16 protein-coding genes and 1 tRNA gene are annotated in these 16,369 nt (G+C 41.8%); 4 read left to right on the top strand and 13 right to left on the bottom strand.

The window, feature by feature from the left end; all coding sequences use genetic code 11:
* Positions 1-442: 442 nt before the first annotated feature.
* A tRNA-Arg gene (locus tag NSQ76_RS17085) sits at positions 443-518 on the bottom strand.
* 253 nt (positions 519-771) lie between these two features.
* Between NSQ76_RS17085 and clpP the strand changes: the two genes are divergently transcribed.
* On the top strand, positions 772-1,368 hold the full coding sequence (gene clpP, locus NSQ76_RS17090; protein ID WP_024427684.1) for an ATP-dependent Clp endopeptidase proteolytic subunit ClpP: 597 nt from the start codon (positions 772-774) through the stop codon (positions 1,366-1,368).
* Positions 1,369-1,428: 60 nt separating this feature from the next.
* Here the strand turns inward: clpP and NSQ76_RS17095 are convergent, their stop codons facing one another.
* A complete protein-coding gene (locus NSQ76_RS17095; protein ID WP_024427683.1) occupies positions 1,429-2,007 on the bottom strand; it encodes an LOG family protein in 579 nt (192 codons plus the stop codon).
* 137 nt (positions 2,008-2,144) lie between these two features.
* On the opposite strand from NSQ76_RS17095, the gene NSQ76_RS17100 reads away from it, so the two are divergent.
* Entirely contained in the window at positions 2,145-2,486 is a 342-nt protein-coding gene (locus NSQ76_RS17100) for a MazG nucleotide pyrophosphohydrolase domain-containing protein (RefSeq protein ID WP_025094005.1), read from the top strand.
* Between the two features lie 26 nt (positions 2,487-2,512).
* Here the strand turns inward: NSQ76_RS17100 and NSQ76_RS17105 are convergent, their stop codons facing one another.
* Positions 2,513-4,135: a SulP family inorganic anion transporter gene (locus NSQ76_RS17105; protein ID WP_024423544.1), complete on the bottom strand. Its 1,623-nt coding sequence runs from the start codon at positions 4,133-4,135 to the stop codon at positions 2,513-2,515.
* 37 nt (positions 4,136-4,172) lie between these two features.
* Positions 4,173-4,754, bottom strand: a complete 582-nt coding sequence (locus NSQ76_RS17110) for a beta-class carbonic anhydrase (RefSeq protein WP_034624502.1) — start codon at positions 4,752-4,754, stop codon at positions 4,173-4,175.
* Between the two features lie 553 nt (positions 4,755-5,307).
* On the opposite strand from NSQ76_RS17110, the gene NSQ76_RS17115 reads away from it, so the two are divergent.
* Both NSQ76_RS17115 and NSQ76_RS17120 read left to right on the top strand, forming a co-directional pair.
* Positions 5,308-6,285, top strand: coding sequence for a 2-hydroxyacid dehydrogenase (locus tag NSQ76_RS17115; protein WP_024423546.1), 978 nt, complete (start codon positions 5,308-5,310; stop codon positions 6,283-6,285).
* 375 nt (positions 6,286-6,660) lie between these two features.
* Positions 6,661-7,149: a ribonuclease gene (locus tag NSQ76_RS17120; RefSeq protein ID WP_024423547.1), complete on the top strand. Its 489-nt coding sequence runs from the start codon at positions 6,661-6,663 to the stop codon at positions 7,147-7,149.
* 53 nt (positions 7,150-7,202) lie between these two features.
* On the opposite strand, the gene NSQ76_RS17125 is transcribed toward NSQ76_RS17120, so the two are convergent.
* The 9 genes from NSQ76_RS17125 to NSQ76_RS17165 all read right to left on the bottom strand — a co-directional run bounded on the left by NSQ76_RS17125 (position 7,203) and on the right by NSQ76_RS17165 (position 16,342).
* Positions 7,203-7,946: an arylamine N-acetyltransferase family protein gene (locus NSQ76_RS17125; protein ID WP_341055070.1), complete on the bottom strand. Its 744-nt coding sequence runs from the start codon at positions 7,944-7,946 to the stop codon at positions 7,203-7,205.
* Between the two features lie 39 nt (positions 7,947-7,985).
* A complete protein-coding gene (locus NSQ76_RS17130; protein WP_024423549.1) occupies positions 7,986-8,243 on the bottom strand; it encodes an HPr family phosphocarrier protein in 258 nt (85 codons plus the stop codon).
* Positions 8,244-8,269: 26 nt separating this feature from the next.
* The gene (gene whiA / locus NSQ76_RS17135; RefSeq protein ID WP_024423550.1) at positions 8,270-9,220 is read right to left on the bottom strand and encodes a DNA-binding protein WhiA; all 951 of its coding nucleotides are present in this window, start codon (positions 9,218-9,220) and stop codon (positions 8,270-8,272) included.
* 17 nt (positions 9,221-9,237) lie between these two features.
* Positions 9,238-10,197 carry a gluconeogenesis factor YvcK family protein gene (locus NSQ76_RS17140; RefSeq protein ID WP_024423551.1) on the bottom strand — a complete coding sequence of 320 codons (960 nt, stop codon included), beginning with the start codon at positions 10,195-10,197 and terminating at the stop codon, positions 9,238-9,240.
* A complete protein-coding gene (gene rapZ / locus NSQ76_RS17145) occupies positions 10,198-11,085 on the bottom strand; it encodes an RNase adapter RapZ (protein WP_024423552.1) in 888 nt (295 codons plus the stop codon).
* A gap of 39 nt (positions 11,086-11,124) precedes the next feature.
* Positions 11,125-11,589 carry an 8-oxo-dGTP diphosphatase gene (locus NSQ76_RS17150; protein ID WP_024423553.1) on the bottom strand — a complete coding sequence of 155 codons (465 nt, stop codon included), beginning with the start codon at positions 11,587-11,589 and terminating at the stop codon, positions 11,125-11,127.
* Positions 11,590-11,946: 357 nt separating this feature from the next.
* Complete coding sequence (trxB, locus tag NSQ76_RS17155; RefSeq protein ID WP_024427675.1) at positions 11,947-12,897, bottom strand: thioredoxin-disulfide reductase; 951 nt, start codon at positions 12,895-12,897, stop codon at positions 11,947-11,949.
* A 234-nt stretch (positions 12,898-13,131) separates the two neighbouring features.
* Positions 13,132-14,520, bottom strand: a complete 1,389-nt coding sequence (locus tag NSQ76_RS17160; protein ID WP_034622766.1) for a C40 family peptidase — start codon at positions 14,518-14,520, stop codon at positions 13,132-13,134.
* A 364-nt stretch (positions 14,521-14,884) separates the two neighbouring features.
* Positions 14,885-16,342: a tetratricopeptide repeat protein gene (locus NSQ76_RS17165; RefSeq protein ID WP_024423555.1), complete on the bottom strand. Its 1,458-nt coding sequence runs from the start codon at positions 16,340-16,342 to the stop codon at positions 14,885-14,887.
* Positions 16,343-16,369: the final 27 nt, after the last annotated feature.

Consider the following 16,369-nt stretch of genomic DNA (forward strand, 5'->3'; position numbering starts at 1 on the left):
CTCAACGTTTATATGTGGAAGCTCATACTTAATGTCATACACTGATGTTTCGCCTTCATTTCACTGCTATGCTTCGTTTCTTCCATTTCAACTAAAGAACGGTTTCCGCTTTTCTTGTATGTCAAATAACTTTCTACCATATTCGTCGGGACTTCAAAATCAAATACAGGTGCAATCTTTCCTCAGATGTCATTTTTATTTAGATATTATGCTCATGTTATGAAGGAGTTTAGAGAAGAGAGACTATAAGTACTTTAGATTTGTTTCAAAAGATGTTAGTACTCGAAAGTTATACAAGTGAAAAATTTGTGCAAAACCAACCGAATTAATAACGTTTAGTCACATATTTCAATTACATAAAAAACAAAGAAAAACCCTTTATTTAAAAGGGTTTTTCTCATCTTTCACAAATTATTAATCGAATCCTATCAGATCCTAAGTACGCGCTCGGAGGGATTCGAACCCCCGGCAGACGTGGTACCGGAAACCACCGCTCTATCCAACTGAGCTACGAGCGCACGATATGTTTTTTGAACGTCAGCAAATCAAATTATAAGGGAAATGCTGCAAGAAAGCAATGATTAATCATTCGTCATGATGATGTATTTTCTTACTTTGTATTCATACACTAATATGATGGTTTGAAGTGGAATGATTTTGGGGAAAATGGATAGGGGTATTTGAATTTAGGTCAGCGTTTTGTTTGACCTTTATTGACCAAAAATGTATCATTGAATTACATACTTACCTAAAAGGTGAAGGAGGAACATTATGAATTTAATACCTACAGTCATTGAGCAAACAAATCGTGGGGAAAGAGCTTACGACATTTATTCTCGTCTTTTAAAAGACCGTATTATCATGCTTGGTTCTGCGATCGATGACAATGTTGCCAACTCCATCGTGTCACAGTTGCTTTTCTTAGAAGCTGAAGATCCAGAAAAAGATATTTCTATCTACATTAACAGCCCTGGCGGTTCAATCACAGCTGGTATGGCCATTTACGATACGATGCAATTTATTAAACCAAAGGTATCAACTATTTGCATTGGTATGGCTGCATCTATGGGTGCGTTCCTGCTTGCTGCTGGAGAAAAAGGTAAGCGTTATGCTCTTCCAAACAGTGAAGTCATGATTCACCAACCACTCGGTGGTGCCCAAGGTCAAGCAACAGAAATTGAAATTGCGGCAAAACGAATCCTTTCTTTACGCGATAAACTGAACCAAGTACTTGCTGAACGTACTGGTCAGCCAATTGAAGTCATTGAGCGCGATACAGATCGTGACAACTTCAAAACAGCGGAAGAAGCACTTCAATACGGACTCATTGACAAAGTCTTGACCCGTAATACAGAAGACCAAAAATAATGATCACAACACAAACCGTCTGTTCCTTGAACAGACGGTTTTTTGTGATTGACATATACTTTAAGACAGCTCCGTCCATTTCTGCTGAAGAGACGGTGTTTGATAAGAAGCCATCTGCGTGATTAATTCCTCCGGTTCACTCGAAGCATGTAACAATTGAAGGTGTGATTCATTCGAAAAACCTTCTTGTATACTAAATTTCACCATGTCTATGAGCGGGTTGAAGTAGTCATTCACTTGATACAATCCAATCGGCTTTTGATGGATGCCGATTTGTGCCCAGCACAGCACCTCAAATAATTCTTCATATGTACCAAAGCCGCCTGGCATCGCAATAAACCCATCGGCCAGCTCGCTCATTTTTGCTTTTCGTTCATGCATGCCTGTTACTTCAATTAGCTCTGTCAGCTCTTGATGCACGACTTCTCCTCTAAAAAGTCCCTTAGGCATGACCCCGATCACTTGCCCGCCATGTCTCATGACCTCATCGGCAATCGCGCCCATTAACCCAATACGCGATCCGCCGTAAACAAGACGAATGCCCTGCTTCGCCATATAAGCACCCAGCTCTACAGCCTTTTGTTTATAGACATCATTTACACCTGGATTCGAACCAGCAAACACACAAATCGTTTTCATCAAAACAGCCCCATCTCTCTCTATGATTTCTTCACCCACTCATTCTACTATAATGATTTGTAAAGAAACAGCCGTTTCTTCTATATATAGTGTAAAATCAAAAGAGTGAACACCATATAAGGAGCTGTAAAGAGAGAATGCAAACAACTGAGATGGAGAAGTGGATCAAGGATTTTTATCAAACGAGAAATTGGACAGAATACGGACCGTTTATCCGGTTAGGCTTCTTAATGGAAGAAACGGGAGAACTCGCTCGCGCTGTTAGAGCAATAGAAATCGGACGAGACCGGCCTGATGAGCAGAGACAGGAATCATCTGAGCTGAAGAAAGAACTCATTGAAGAAATGGGAGATGTTTTAGCAAATCTCCTCATTTTAGCGGATCAATATGATGTCACAGTAGAAGAGGTCTTCAGCGCTCATCAACAAAAACTCACAAAGCGTTTTTCTGGAGAAAAAGAGCCAGTAAAAAACACGTGACCAAGCTGTCACGTGTTTTTTACGCCTTAAAGATGCTGTGGTGAAATGTCATCCGTTCGTTCAAAGAAATGCTGTTTTCCGATATGATGGAATAGACCTGTTCGATGCAAAAGCTCCTTAGGCTGTGATTGAAGTCCAACGATCATCAGCTTTCCATTATGATGCTTTAACCGATTGGAGATATTCATGAGAACCGCTTCTGCCGATGTGTCCATGTAATTGACTTTATTCATAAGCAGAATGAGCGTTTTCGGTTTTGTTTGAACATGATCCAATATCGAATTTTCTAATGAATCTGTTGTTCCGAAAAAGAGCGGCCCTTCAATGGAATACATACTGATCCCTTTCTCCTCTGTCTGTTTTTCTAAAGCAGCTGCTGTTTCCATTTGAGGAACGGCGACATTTGTATGGATATTGGTCGTCTGGCTCATTTTTTTGATAAAGGCGATAAACGCTAAAATGAGACCAGCAGTGACGCCAATAATCAAATCACCGATCACTGTGAGCAGGAAGGTCACGACCAGTACAAGCGAATCAGCATTTTTCACTTTCAAAATATTGATAAACTCTTTTCTCTCACTCATATTCCAAGCAACAAACATTAAAATCGGTGCCATTGCAGCAAGTGGAATCATCGACGCATACGGCGCAAATACCATTAAGATCAGCAAGACGACAACGCCATGCACCACACCAGAAATCGGACTTGCCCCGCCATTTTTTATGTTCGTGGCCGTTCGGGCAATAGCTCCCGTCGCTGGAATTCCTCCGAAAAGCGGTGCCGCCATATTGGCAATTCCTTGCCCCACAAGCTCTTTATTGCTGTCATGCTTAGAGCCTTTCATATTATCAGCGACCATTGCGGATAAAATCGATTCCACGCCGCCTAAAAGCGCAATGACAATTGCTGGAGGCAGGAGGTATATCATTTTTTCAATCGTCAATTCAGGAAAAGCGAAGGTTGGCAGCTGACGAGGGATTTCACCATATGCAGAGCCAATCGTTTCAACTTGTCCTTGAAAAAAGAGAACGGCTAGAAACGTAGAAGCCAATAAACCTAATAGAGCACCAGGTATTTTGGGAATGTATTTTTGTGCCGCCAAAATCACGATGAGCCCGATGACGGCTGTGATAATGGCGAGACTGTTTGTAGTACCAAGATGCACCACGATTTCTCTCATATTGAGGAAAAAGCTTTCATGTTTTTCAACACCCTTTAATCCGAGGAAGTTGGCAATCTGTCCTGAAAAAATAATGACAGCAATGCCAGCAGTAAAACCGATGATAACCGGACGAGGAATAAATTTCATGAGCTTTCCTAGTTTGAATATTCCGAATAATACAAGCATACAGCCTGCCATAAAACCGGCAATGAGCAAGTTTTCAATACCGTACTGGCTGACGATCCCGAATAAAATTGGAACAAACGCCCCGGTCGGCCCGCCGATCTGATACTTTGAACCACCAAACAATGAAATCAAAATGCCGGCAACGATGACTGTGTATAATCCATATTCTGGTCCGACACCAGATGCAATGGCAAATGCCATGCCTAAAGGAATTGCCACAACGCCCACGACAAGCCCAGCGATTAAATCGCGTCTAAACTTTGATGAATTGTACCCTTCAAATCTTCCATAAAAACGCATGGTATGTGTTGGCCTCCTTCAAGTATGTGTAGATGATTTAGGTATACTGTGGGTCAATTTGTTTGTCTTTCACTACGACATCCAGCTTTCCTGTCGATGGGTGAATCACCAGTCCATGAACTGCCACATCACTTGGCATCAGTGGATGCTCTTTCACTAATTTCACACTTTGGGCCACGCTTTCTTCAACTGAATCAAAGCCTGTCAGCCAGCCCTTTAAATCAACTCCTGAGTTTTTCACAATGCTTAAGCATTTCTCTTCGATTCCGCGTGCTTTCGCCTTTTCAAGTAAAGGGTCCGCCGCAAGACCTGCCATTCCGCATTCATGATGCCCTACAATGCATACTTCCTCTGCCTTTAGTTCATAGATAGCTAGCAGGATACTCCGCATCACACTGCCGAACGGATGTGTCACGATGGCGCCTGCATTCTTAATGATTTTTGCATCCCCGTTGCGCAGACCCATAGATTGCGGCAATAATTCCAAAAGACGGGTATCCATGCACGTTAAAATAACCAGTTTTTTCTCAGGAAATTTTCCCGCTTTGTAAGGCTCATAATGTCTCTCATTCACAAACTCTGAATTGTGCTGAAGAATCTGTTCTAATTTTGACTCCATTTTGCCATCTCCCATCTTTTTTTAAGTAACGTAAGCTCGTTTCTGTCCTCCTTTTCTTTCTTGTGTTCTCAAGAATAGAGAAGAAAAATGATAGAAAAAAAAGAAAAAAATGAGAAAACGATGAGAAGAAATATCATCATTTTCTCTATTTTACGCTGCATCCCAACGGCTTCGCGGGTTTGTTTTTAATCTATTGTTCTCATCACACCAAAAGACAATAAAATGGTTTAGTAGAAAATGACCATCCCGTTTAATACATTTCAAATATAATAAATTTTCTATCAAAAAGTCTCGATCTATTTTCCAGTTTGTCAGATAATCTCTCGTAATTTTTTGCAATTTCATATGTCTCATCTACTATCAGCTTATTTTTATATAGATAAAAAATGCATCAGATGGCATAAGAATCTACTTTTTCACTAAGAAAATGTCTTTCTTTACCGTTATTTCAGTATATTAAATATTGAGCTGCTAATATTCAAACGTGTTCTGCCGAAATCGTTGCTTTATAATAAAAGGAGTAAGATGACCAAGTGAAAGGAGCGAATTGACTGTGACACCACACATTTTTGTCGCCAAACCCTTGCCTGCCTCTTTTGAGGAAATGCTAAAGGAACATTGTACATACGAGGTTTGGCAATCCAAAGACCCTATTCCAAGAGACATGTTGTTTGAGAAGCTGCAGCACGCTGATGGTCTTTTAACGTCCGGAACAAAAATCGATCAAGAGCTGTTAGATCACGCACCAAAACTCAAGGTGGTGAGCAATAACTCTGTCGGCTATGACAATTTTGATATAGAAGCGATGAGGCAAAGAGGCGTGATTGGTACGCATACTCCTTATACGCTCGATCATACCGTGGCTGACCTTGCCTTTTCGCTCATTCTCTCCTCTGCGCGAAGAATCGCCGAGCTTGACCGTTTTATCCGTGAAGGAAAATGGACGAAATTCGTACAGGAAGAAGAGATCTTTGGCATTGACGTACATCACCAAACGCTCGGTATTATTGGCATGGGACGTATCGGAGAACAAGTGGCCAAACGGGCAGCACATGGTTTTGATATGAACGTTCTTTATCATAACCGAAGCCGGAATGAAAAGGCTGAATCGGCGTATGGCGCTGTCTATTGTGCACTTGATGATCTTTTAAAACAAGCTGATATCATCGTGTTGATTACACCGCTGACCGAGGAAACATATCATATGATTGGGGAACGAGAATTGAAGTTAATGAAGCAAACGGCTTTATTTGTAAACATTTCCCGCGGGAAAACAGTGGATGAACAAAGCCTCATTCAAGCACTTCAGGAGGGATGGATCAAAGGCGCTGGTCTTGATGTGTATGAGCAGGAACCGCTTCAAGAGGATCATCCTTTCAAAGAGATGAACAATGTCACCCTAGCCCCTCACATCGGTTCCGCTACTGAAACAACAAGGGATCTCATGCTAAAACGAGCCATTCATAATGTGATTCATGGAATAGATGGGAAGGCGCCTGTTGATGTTGTGAAGGAGCTTGCTTCATCTTGAACTGAAAAGACGCAGAAACTGCGTCTTTCAAATTGTTGACAAAGGGCTAAAATGATCTTTATTTTAGCTCTTTGTCTTCTTTTCAGCGTGATAGAAAACCTTTGCAGTCTAGGAAGGACGGCTACTTTTGCGGAGCGAATTTGACATTCGTGAGCACCAGCGCGCAGGACTGACAAAGAATGCGAGGGTTTGTCTACACGCTGAAAGACGCAGAAACTGCGTCTTTTTATTTATTTCTTTAGGAGACATCAGGAGAAAAGCCTCATTTTAGCAAAGATCCTGATTCTTTACATTTCCTTCATGTTCGGGTGCTATAATATGAGCTAGACAAGCATCAAGAGGACGGCATCCGATTTCCTTAATAGGAGGATGAAGATGAAAAGATTGAGTTCGGTTTTTACTATGTTCGCTCTGATCGCTGCTATTCTGTTTTCTGGATTTGTCCCGCAGCAAGCTCATGCAGAAACACCTCTTACACCAACAGCCACAACTGAAACTGCTTCTATTCAGCTCACGCCAGATGTGCGTACCCTTGCCGTCATTAATACGTTTGATGGTGTAGCAGATTATTTAATTCGCTACAAACGACTGCCTGATAACTACATTACAAAATCACAAGCAAGTGCTCTCGGATGGGTGGCATCAAAGGGAAATCTAGCAGAAGTGGCGCCAGGTAAAAGCATTGGTGGAGATATTTTCTCAAACCGGGAGGGACGTCTTCCTTCAGCAAGCGGCCGAACATGGCGTGAGGCAGACATCAACTACGTTTCAGGCTTCCGCAATGCAGACCGTCTTGTGTATTCAAGCGACTGGCTCATTTACAAAACAACAGACCATTATGCGACTTTCACACGTATTCGATAATCAATAAAAAAGACAGCCCTATTTGATCTGGGGCTGTCTTTTCATATGGTGGTTTACGGTATAAGCTTTTTTACGTAATCCTCAAAAGGAATCGGCAGCGGCTTTTTCGACACTTCTTCGTGTTCATGTGTGGTGACATGATCCTCAGTAACGATCACACGTCCTGTTGGCGTGAGCTTTGACGCAAGCGGTCTTTTGTTAAATGGAGAGGATTCATTTTCATAAATCTCGTGTCTCATTTGGGCTAATACAGACTCGTCCACCTCGTTCAATGTGAAAGCATAGCCTGTTTCAGCGCCATCTCCCTTATCTAATTGGAGCAGATGTGTCCCTTTTTCGGTTTCCTCAGCTTTGACGCGAAACCTCATTGACGCTCCTTCCACCCAATCTCCTGTAAAAGGCACAGGCTGAAGAGGTAAATTCACACCAAATCCCGCATCAATGAGGAAGCGTTCGTTGTGATGCTTCAACATGATGGCTACGTGCGTGCCATCAATTGCCCACGTATCCGCTTCTTTGTTATACACTGTGCCTTGAAGAAGCTGTACAGAGAGCCCTGCCTCTTTTAACACATAGTATAAGAGAGGATTGAGATCATAACAAAGACCTCCTCTGTTTTCTTCAAGAAGATGCTGCTTCAATCCTTCTTGATTCAAAGCGTAGGATTGTTTGTTCAAAACAGATCTATTTTCGAATGGAAAGGTATAGGCCATTTTTTTAAATAATACAGGCAAGTCTTTAAAGGTGATGGACTGGCCTTCATATCCGACCTTCTGTAAAAAAGCTGATTGAATCATGACATTCCCTCCTAAAAAAAACTGAGCCTTTGAAGAGACTCAGTTTTCTTGATTGATAAAATCTGTTAACGCCTCAATGGCTTCTTGTTCATCTGCACCATCTGCAATCAGTGTGACAGTAACCCCAGAGCTGATCGCAAGACTCATGAGACCCATAATGCTTTTCGCATTGACTTTTTTCCCATCTTTCTCTAGAAAAATATCAGCACCAAAGCGATTGGCTTCTTGTACGAACAAAGCAGCTGGACGTGCCTGCAAGCCTGTTTTCAGCTGGATGGTGACCGTTTTTTCCACCATATGATCTGCCTCCCTTTTTCATTCTCCTATTTGAGTGTAACAGCTTGTCCGTTTCGTAATTGTTCTGCGATTTGATCTAGCTTTCTTAAGCGATGGTTAATCCCTGACTTGCTGATCTTGCCGCTTTCCACCATTTCTCCAAGTTCCTTCAGCGTGACCTCTTGATAGTCGACTCGCAGTTTGGCAATTTCACGAAGCTTTTCCGGCAGGGCATCAAGCCCAATTTTTTCATCAATGAATTGAATGTTCTCGACCTGACGCAGTGATGCACCAATCGTTTTATTCAAGTTTGCTGTTTCACAATTGACGAGCCGGTTGACGGAGTTCCTCATATCTCGGACGATCCGCACATCTTCAAAGCGGAGCAGTGAGTTATGAGCACCCACAACGCTTAAGAATTCCGTGATTTTTTCTGCTTCCTTCATGTACGTAATGTACCCTTTTTTGCGCTCAAGTGTTTTACTATTGAGATGAAATTGATTCATCAGCTCACAAAGGGCATCATTATGTTCTTTATATAGTGAAAAAATTTCAAGGTGATAGGAGGACGTTTCTGGGTTATTCACAGAACCGCCTGCTAAAAAAGCACCTCTCATATAGGAGCGCTTGCAGCATCTTTTCTTCACAAGTTCTTCTGAAATATTGCGCTCAAATACAAATTGCTCACCTAATATTTTTAAATCCTCTAAAATGGTTTTCGCTCGTTCTACCAGTCTGACAATATACACGTTATTCTTTTTCAATCTCATTTTTTTACGGACGAGCAGTTCGACTGTCACATCGTATTTCTTTTTGAGCAGCGTATAAATCCGTCTTGCAATGGCTGCGTTCTCTGTCTGTATATCTAAAATCAATTTTCGATTAGAGAAAGATAATGAACCGTTCATACGGATGAGGGCAGAAAGCTCTGCTTTTGTGCAGCAGTCCTTCACGTCCAGATTAGTCAGCTCTTTTTTTGTTTCGGATGCAAATGACATCCTTGCCACCCCCATTCCTATTTTTTCTGTTGCAGCAGATCGACAAGCAGCGAGGCTACTTTCAGCGTGTCATGACGAATGACATGCTGGTCATATGTAATGATTTCTCCTGGAATCACTTCTAGTCCCATTGCTTTCAGTGCATCTGTGTCGAATTGGACAGGCTGTGCCTGTTCTTCTGCATATTTTGCTTTGATTTCTTCTGGAATTTCTTTATTGTTCACAAAAATCGTATCGATAAATGGACGATCCATATGATCATTTAATGCCTGAACATGATCAGCTGCACTGTAGGAAAGCGTTTCCCCCGGCTGCGTCATGACATTGCATATATACACTTTTTTCGCCTTAGAGCGAATCACTTCTTCTCCAATATGCGGGACAAGCAAGTTTGGCAAAATACTCGTATACAGGCTGCCAGGCCCAATCACGATTAAATCCGCCTCACGAATGACTTGAATGGATTCTGGCAGTGGTTCAATCGTATCGGGTGTGAGGAACACTCGTTTAATTCGCTCACCATAGGTAGGAATTTTCGATTCTCCCGTCACCATTTGCCCATTTTCTAATTCCGCATGAAGAACAACACTTGAGTTCGCTGCTGGCAATACTTTTCCTCTCACATTTAAAACCTTGCTCATTTCAGTGACGGCATGAAAAAAATCACCGGTTATATTTGTCATGGCCGCAAGAATGAGGTTGCCGAGTGAGTGGCCTGTTAAGTCATTCCCTTTGTTAAAACGGTGCTGAAATAAATCTTCTACAAGCGGTTCCACATCAGAGAGAGCCGCAAGGACGTTTCGAATATCTCCTGGAGGGGGAATATTCAAATCATGCCGCAGTCTGCCTGAGCTGCCTCCGTCGTCAGCAACCGTTACAATAGCGGTAATGTCCACCGGCTTCGTTTTAAGCCCTCTGAGCAAAACAGATAAGCCAGTGCCGCCGCCAAGAATGACCACCTTTGGTAGTGTCGTCATCTATTTTCTGCTTCTCTTTTCAATGTCCCGGTGAGTGACATGTGTATAGTAGTCGTTTTTAAAATACTCCGATAAATAGTTGGCCAGCGTCACAGATCGATGCTGTCCGCCTGTACAGCCGATGGCAATCACAAGCTGGCTTTTTCCTTCTCGTTTATAGGACGGAAGCATAAAGCTGAGGAGATCGATTAATTTCTCTGTGAATTTTTGTGTTTCAGTCCATTTCATCACATAGGAGCGCACTTCTTCATCGTTTCCAGTCTGTGGACGCATGCTCTCAATATAGTAAGGATTCGGCAGGAATCTCACGTCAAAGACAAGATCAGCATCAATCGGCAGACCGTATTTAAAGCCAAAGGACATCACGTTTACTGTAAACACCTGCCCCTGATTCGTGGCAAAGTGCGTGACAATTTTTTCTCGCAGCTGTTTTGGTTTTAAATCCGATGTATCAAAAATCATTTGAGACCGGCCTTTTAACTCCTCTAACAGCTCGCGCTCCATTGCAATTCCTTCAAGCGGCAAACCTGTTGTCGCAAGGGGATGCGAACGTCTCGTTTCTTTGTATCTTGAGACAAGTACCTTATCATTTGCATCTAAAAATAGAATCCTTGGCGTGATCCAGTCAAGATCACTCATTTCATCTAACGCGGCAATTAAGCTGTCAAAAAATTCGCGTCCGCGCAAATCCATCACAAGAGCGACCTTGCTCATCTTGGAATTCGATTCCTTCATGAGCTCTAAGAACTTCGGTAAAAGTGATGGCGGCAGGTTATCAACACAAAAGTAGCCTAAATCTTCAAAGCTTTGAATGGCGACGGTTTTCCCCGCACCTGACATTCCTGTAATAATCACAAGCTGAATATCTTCTTGTTTGTGTGTATTCATGCCTGCTTCCTCTCCTTCTTTATGAAAACGGTTCATGTATTATTCTCCCTGAGGATCTAACCGATAAGCAATCAGCTCAAAATCGGGTGTATACGTAAAAGTGCCGTGCAGAAGTCCCTTTCCTTTAAGCATGAAATCAAGAATATGGGAATCTCCTGGGGCCATCGGCAAATGAGGCACATCCTTTACGTCATGCCACTTTAAAATGCCTTCCTCTGACTCTGTTACGTTTTTTCCAGTAAATGAATCTGCCATAAAGGTGAACATCATCCACTCTTGAACGATTTGATCGCCTTCTTTTATGATAAAGGTAAAAACACCTTTCAGCTGCGGATTTAAAATATAAATACCTGTTTCTTCTCTATATTCTCGAACGACTGAATCCTTGACCGATTCTCCGCTTTCCATTTTGCCGCCCGGTGCTACCCACCAGCCCCGTCTTGGCTTTTGCAGCAAGAGAACTTGATCTTCGTGATGCAGCACACAATTCGTTACTCGTTGCATCAGCTGTCACCTACTCTTTTATGTCTTTAACTTATTATACAGGTTCAACCTGACTCCCACAATGAACATGCCCGTTCTTCCCCGAAAACAGACCGGTTTTCGTTTGAATCGTGTAACGGGCAATTTCTCTACTCTTTATTTTACAGCATCTAACGGTTCTCCATGCGTCATTTGTGAACATCTCGTGAATTTCTGATTTTAGGCAAAAAAAAGGACACGGATTCACATCCGTGCCAAACATGTATTCCTTATAAAAGGGGGTCAATTACTAGTTTCATCATAACGGAAAATTATTTCACCCGTGTTACATTCCAGTTAAAAGCCCATGACGCTATATTAAGGATTTACGACAGCCTTTTATTTCGTTGCTTTGAGTTTTTCAGCAAGCTCTTCTACATAATGCTGTGCGCTTTGTGCTGCAATACTTCCGTCACCTGTTGCTGTCACAATTTGACGAAGTGTTTTTTCTCGAATGTCACCTGCGGCGAAAATACCTTCCACTCTTGTTTCCATTCTTTCGTTTGTCTCGATGTAGCCTTCTTTATTTGTAATGCCGAGATTTTCAAATGGTTTAGACAGTGGCAGCATGCCGATATAGATAAAGGCGCCGTCTGTTTTAAAGTCTTCTTCTTCACCAGTCACCGTATCAACCAATGTCACACTGCCGACTTTCCCGTTTTCTTCATTGATCTGTTTGACGGTTTTGTTCCACTTGAAGTCAATTTTTTCATTATCAAAGGCGCGCGCTTGTAAAATGCTTTGTGCACGAAGTTTATCGCGTCTATGGATAATCGTTACTTTAGATGCGAAGCGTGTGAGATACACACCCTCTTCTACCGCAGAATCACCGCCGCCGATGACGACAAGCTCTTTGTTTTTAAAGAAAGCCCCGTCACATACTGCACAATAGGATACGCCGCGGCCGCCAAGTTCTTTTTCACCTGGTGCACCGATTTTTTTGTATTCAGCCCCTGCCGCGATAATGACAGAGCGTCCTTTGTATTCTTTTGAGCCGGCTTTAACGATTTTATATTCTTCACCGTTCACGATTTCTTTAATATCGCCATATGCATACTCTGCACCGAATTTCTTCGCATGCTCAAACATTTTATTTGAAAGTTCCGGCCCTAAAATGCTTTCAAAGCCAGGATAGTTCTCGACATCTTCCGTATTTGCCATTTGTCCGCCTGGAATTCCTCTTTCAATCATTAATGTTGAAAGATTTCCCCGTGATGTATAAACAGCGGCTGTCATTCCGGCAGGACCCGCTCCAATGATGATCGTATCGTAGATTTTTTCTTCTGACACAACTGTCACTCCCTCTTCAATTGCTGCTCGCATTTCTTATTAGAATGCCCTTGGGTGATGCTTCCATTCATGACAGAGAGCATCATTTCCACTCTTAGCTTTTATTCCTTACCCATATCCTATTAAATCTGCGGGGAATAAGCGAATCATTTGCTCATATCTTCAAAAAAAGAAAAAGCTTCCTTAAACTGCTGTTTAAGGAAGCCTGTTTACGGTTATATAAAAAGTAATGATTTATTCAACGACTCTTCTTACAACGCCATTGAAATATCTCTTCCAATAAGGATTACTCATTGAATCAACTGAAACACCATGGGAGCTGTTGTCGTTCAAGAATGTACCGTTTCCTAAGTAAATACCAACGTGTCCATTTACTTTATACGTATCAAAGAACACAAGGTCTCCGCGTTTCATGTCAGATGCACTTACAGCTCTTCCTTTACCTACAAGCGTATCTGTTGTTGTACCGCCAACTGGTCCAAGGTTGATGCCTGCTGATGCAAATGCCCAGCGAACGAATGAAGAACAGTCAAAACGACGTGCGTCAATATCGGCTTGTGATCTGCCGCCGCCCCATTTATACGGTGATTGTCCAACGATAGTAGAACCTGTGCTGATCGCACCTTCAATTCCGCCTACGTTACTGCTGACAGGTGATCCACCGCCAGAAGATGGCTTCTTGCTTGGTGCACTGCTGTTGCTGTTATTGTTGTCATTAGAAGATGATCCACTGTTACTTGAAGACGGGCTGCTATCGTTATTTGAGCTGTTGTCTTCCGCTTGGACACTAGCTTGACGCTGCTGCTGTTGTCTTTGCGCTTTTTCTTCTTTTGCTTTTTGAGCTGCTTCTCTTGCTTCTTTTTCAGCTTGTTTTTGTGCAGCGATTGTTGCGTCTTTTTCAGATGCAATGCTGTTAGCCTCACTGTTTAACTCGCTGATTTCAGAAAAAGCACTTCCTTTTTGCTTTTTCACTTGCTTGAATAGCTTGTCTTTTTCATCAAGCTGTTTATTCAAGTCTGATTGTAGCGTTTCAAGCTTTGCAAGTGTGTTTTGCACATTTTCAAGCTTTGTGTTTAATTCGTTTTCAGACTTTTGAAGTTCTGCTTTGTCTTTTTCCTGCTCTTTAATGATTTCACTGTCTGCGTTGATGAGTGTAGATACTGCACCTGCACGGCTGATGAAATCGCTAAAGCTTTTTGCTCCCAGTAATACATCTATGTATTTCGTAGAACCGCCGCTCTCTTGAAGGGCACGTACACGCTTTTTCAAGAACTCGTTTCTTTCTTCAATACGTTTTTCTGTATCAGCAATTTCTTTTTTCAGTGCTTTGATTTCTTTTTTTGTTTTTTCATTTTCTTTTTGTTTTTCTTCGATTTGATCACTTGTTTTTAAAGCTTTCTCATCAATATCTTTAAGCTTTTGTGCAAGTGCCTCTTGTTTTGCTTCAAGCTTTGAAAGCTCTTCTTTTTTCTTTTGAAGGTTCTTGTTTACCTCAGATTGCTTGCTGTCTAGTTCTTGTTTCTTTTGTTCAAAGTTCTGTGCGTTTGCTTCATGCGTAAATGGAATAAATAAACCGCTCGCTCCGATCACCGAAGCTAAACCGAAAGTAATAAACTTTTTCACGAATAGTTCCTCCTTTGACAATTTCCCAAGCGACATTAGAAAGCAGCAAATTCTCTGCGATCAATCTGTGCTCTCTATGTCTTTCTTCCTGATTGTTCAGTCAGATGTTGACCAGATTGTTTCTATCACTAGGTGTTTCATTATGTATAGTAAAATATTTAAATATCTATCTTTGTTTTAATCCACGAGTTTCATTATACATGAGACATCGACAAAATGAGCTAATATTTTTATTACATTTATGTTTCAAAAACATGTCGTGATTGTCATACTTCGCCAATTCCTTGCAAATCCCACCTTTTTATCCAAGAAAAAAGCATGACCTTTTCGGCCATGCTCGGATGTTCTGAATCTATTTACCTATTTAATCGATTAACGTACAGATCTCTCGTTCGTATTTAGACAGTGTTTGAACACTGATCTGAAAAGCCGAAGCAACATCTTTTTTGCTGACAGCTGCTTCTTGTTCATTCATCCATAGATAATAAGATGCTGCTGCCCAGGCAGGTGCATTTTTCTTATCAATACCAGAAGCACGTGCCTGCTGAATAATATGGAATAACCAAAAATAAGGCATATGGCTGTCAGGCTGAACCGCTTCCTCCAGACTGGATGCCGCCTGTTTTGCAAAAACTGCATCTTCTGAAAAAGACTTTTCTTTCATTTCATCTTCATATAAAAGCAGTTCTATGAATTGCTGTTCAAAGGCCGTTTTCGCTGCGCGGGCATCAAGGACAGACTGCAGAACGTCACGTTCCCCTTTTTGTTTACTGACATAGTACGCAGTCAGCCGTTCCTCAATCGAGACCATTGGCTCAGTCACCTCAGGTTTATCCTGCCACGGCTTGATTTCATCTGCATCGATATCTTCTTCGACCATCTTATCCCAAACCGTTTGGGCGAGCGTCTTGTGGCCTGTATGATAGGCTGCGCTTGCAAGCCAGTATAAAAATGTACTATCTCCTTGAAAACCTGTTTTGTACAAAGAATAAAGCCATTTAAAGGCCCATTCAAATTCTCCCACAAGGGCAAATGTTGCACCAAGCTTATAACGCTGTTCACTTAGTATTGGATACACGTGCGTTAATTGCTTTGCTAACACGTTGACCTTTTCTTCTTCTTTTTCATAATGGTAGAAGACTAGCTGATTGCAAAGGGCATGCAGATTACCGGGATTTTCATGAAGGACCCGGTTCAACATTTCTTTCGCCTGATGGATTCGGCCAGAATAAAAATAGGCCAAAGCGAGATTATTATACGCCGACCAAAATTCTGGATACTCAACAATCATCTGTTCCAGCATCTCAATGGCTTCATCGAGTCTGCCGCTTTCTAGCAAATGGTTTGCTTGATCCTGCTTCACAATCAGGTCATCCTGATCATAAGGAAAATCTTCGTCCTCTTCGTCGCTCATGTCGAGCAGGTCAAGAAGGTCGTCATTTTCATCCGCAAATTCCCCGTTCTCTTCCAGCGCGGCATAAGCAGTAGCTGATTTATATGCCTCTTGAAACAGTCCGAGATTCGCATAATTATTGGCTTTAAAATAGTGGCACTCAGACATGTTTTCATCGATGTGTTCAAGGATAAAATCAAGCAGTTCGTTTGATTGCTGGTAATGACCCATTTCAGTATAAATAATGGCAAGCTGTGACAGCATTTCTACATTTTCAGGCTCAAGTACGATGGCCCGCTGTATCAGCTTACTTGCCCTAGACAGATTTCTTTCTCTATATGCTTTAAGACCTTTATGAAAAAAGTAATGCCCATCTTGAAATAGCTGGACGACTTGTGTGTGATTATTTTGAGAAGTGTATTTACTCACCGATACCCTCCATTTCGAACAGTGTAC

It is taken from the genome of Bacillus sp. FSL M8-0256, assembly GCF_038005765.1.
Taxonomy (GTDB): domain Bacteria; phylum Bacillota; class Bacilli; order Bacillales; family Bacillaceae; genus Bacillus; species Bacillus safensis.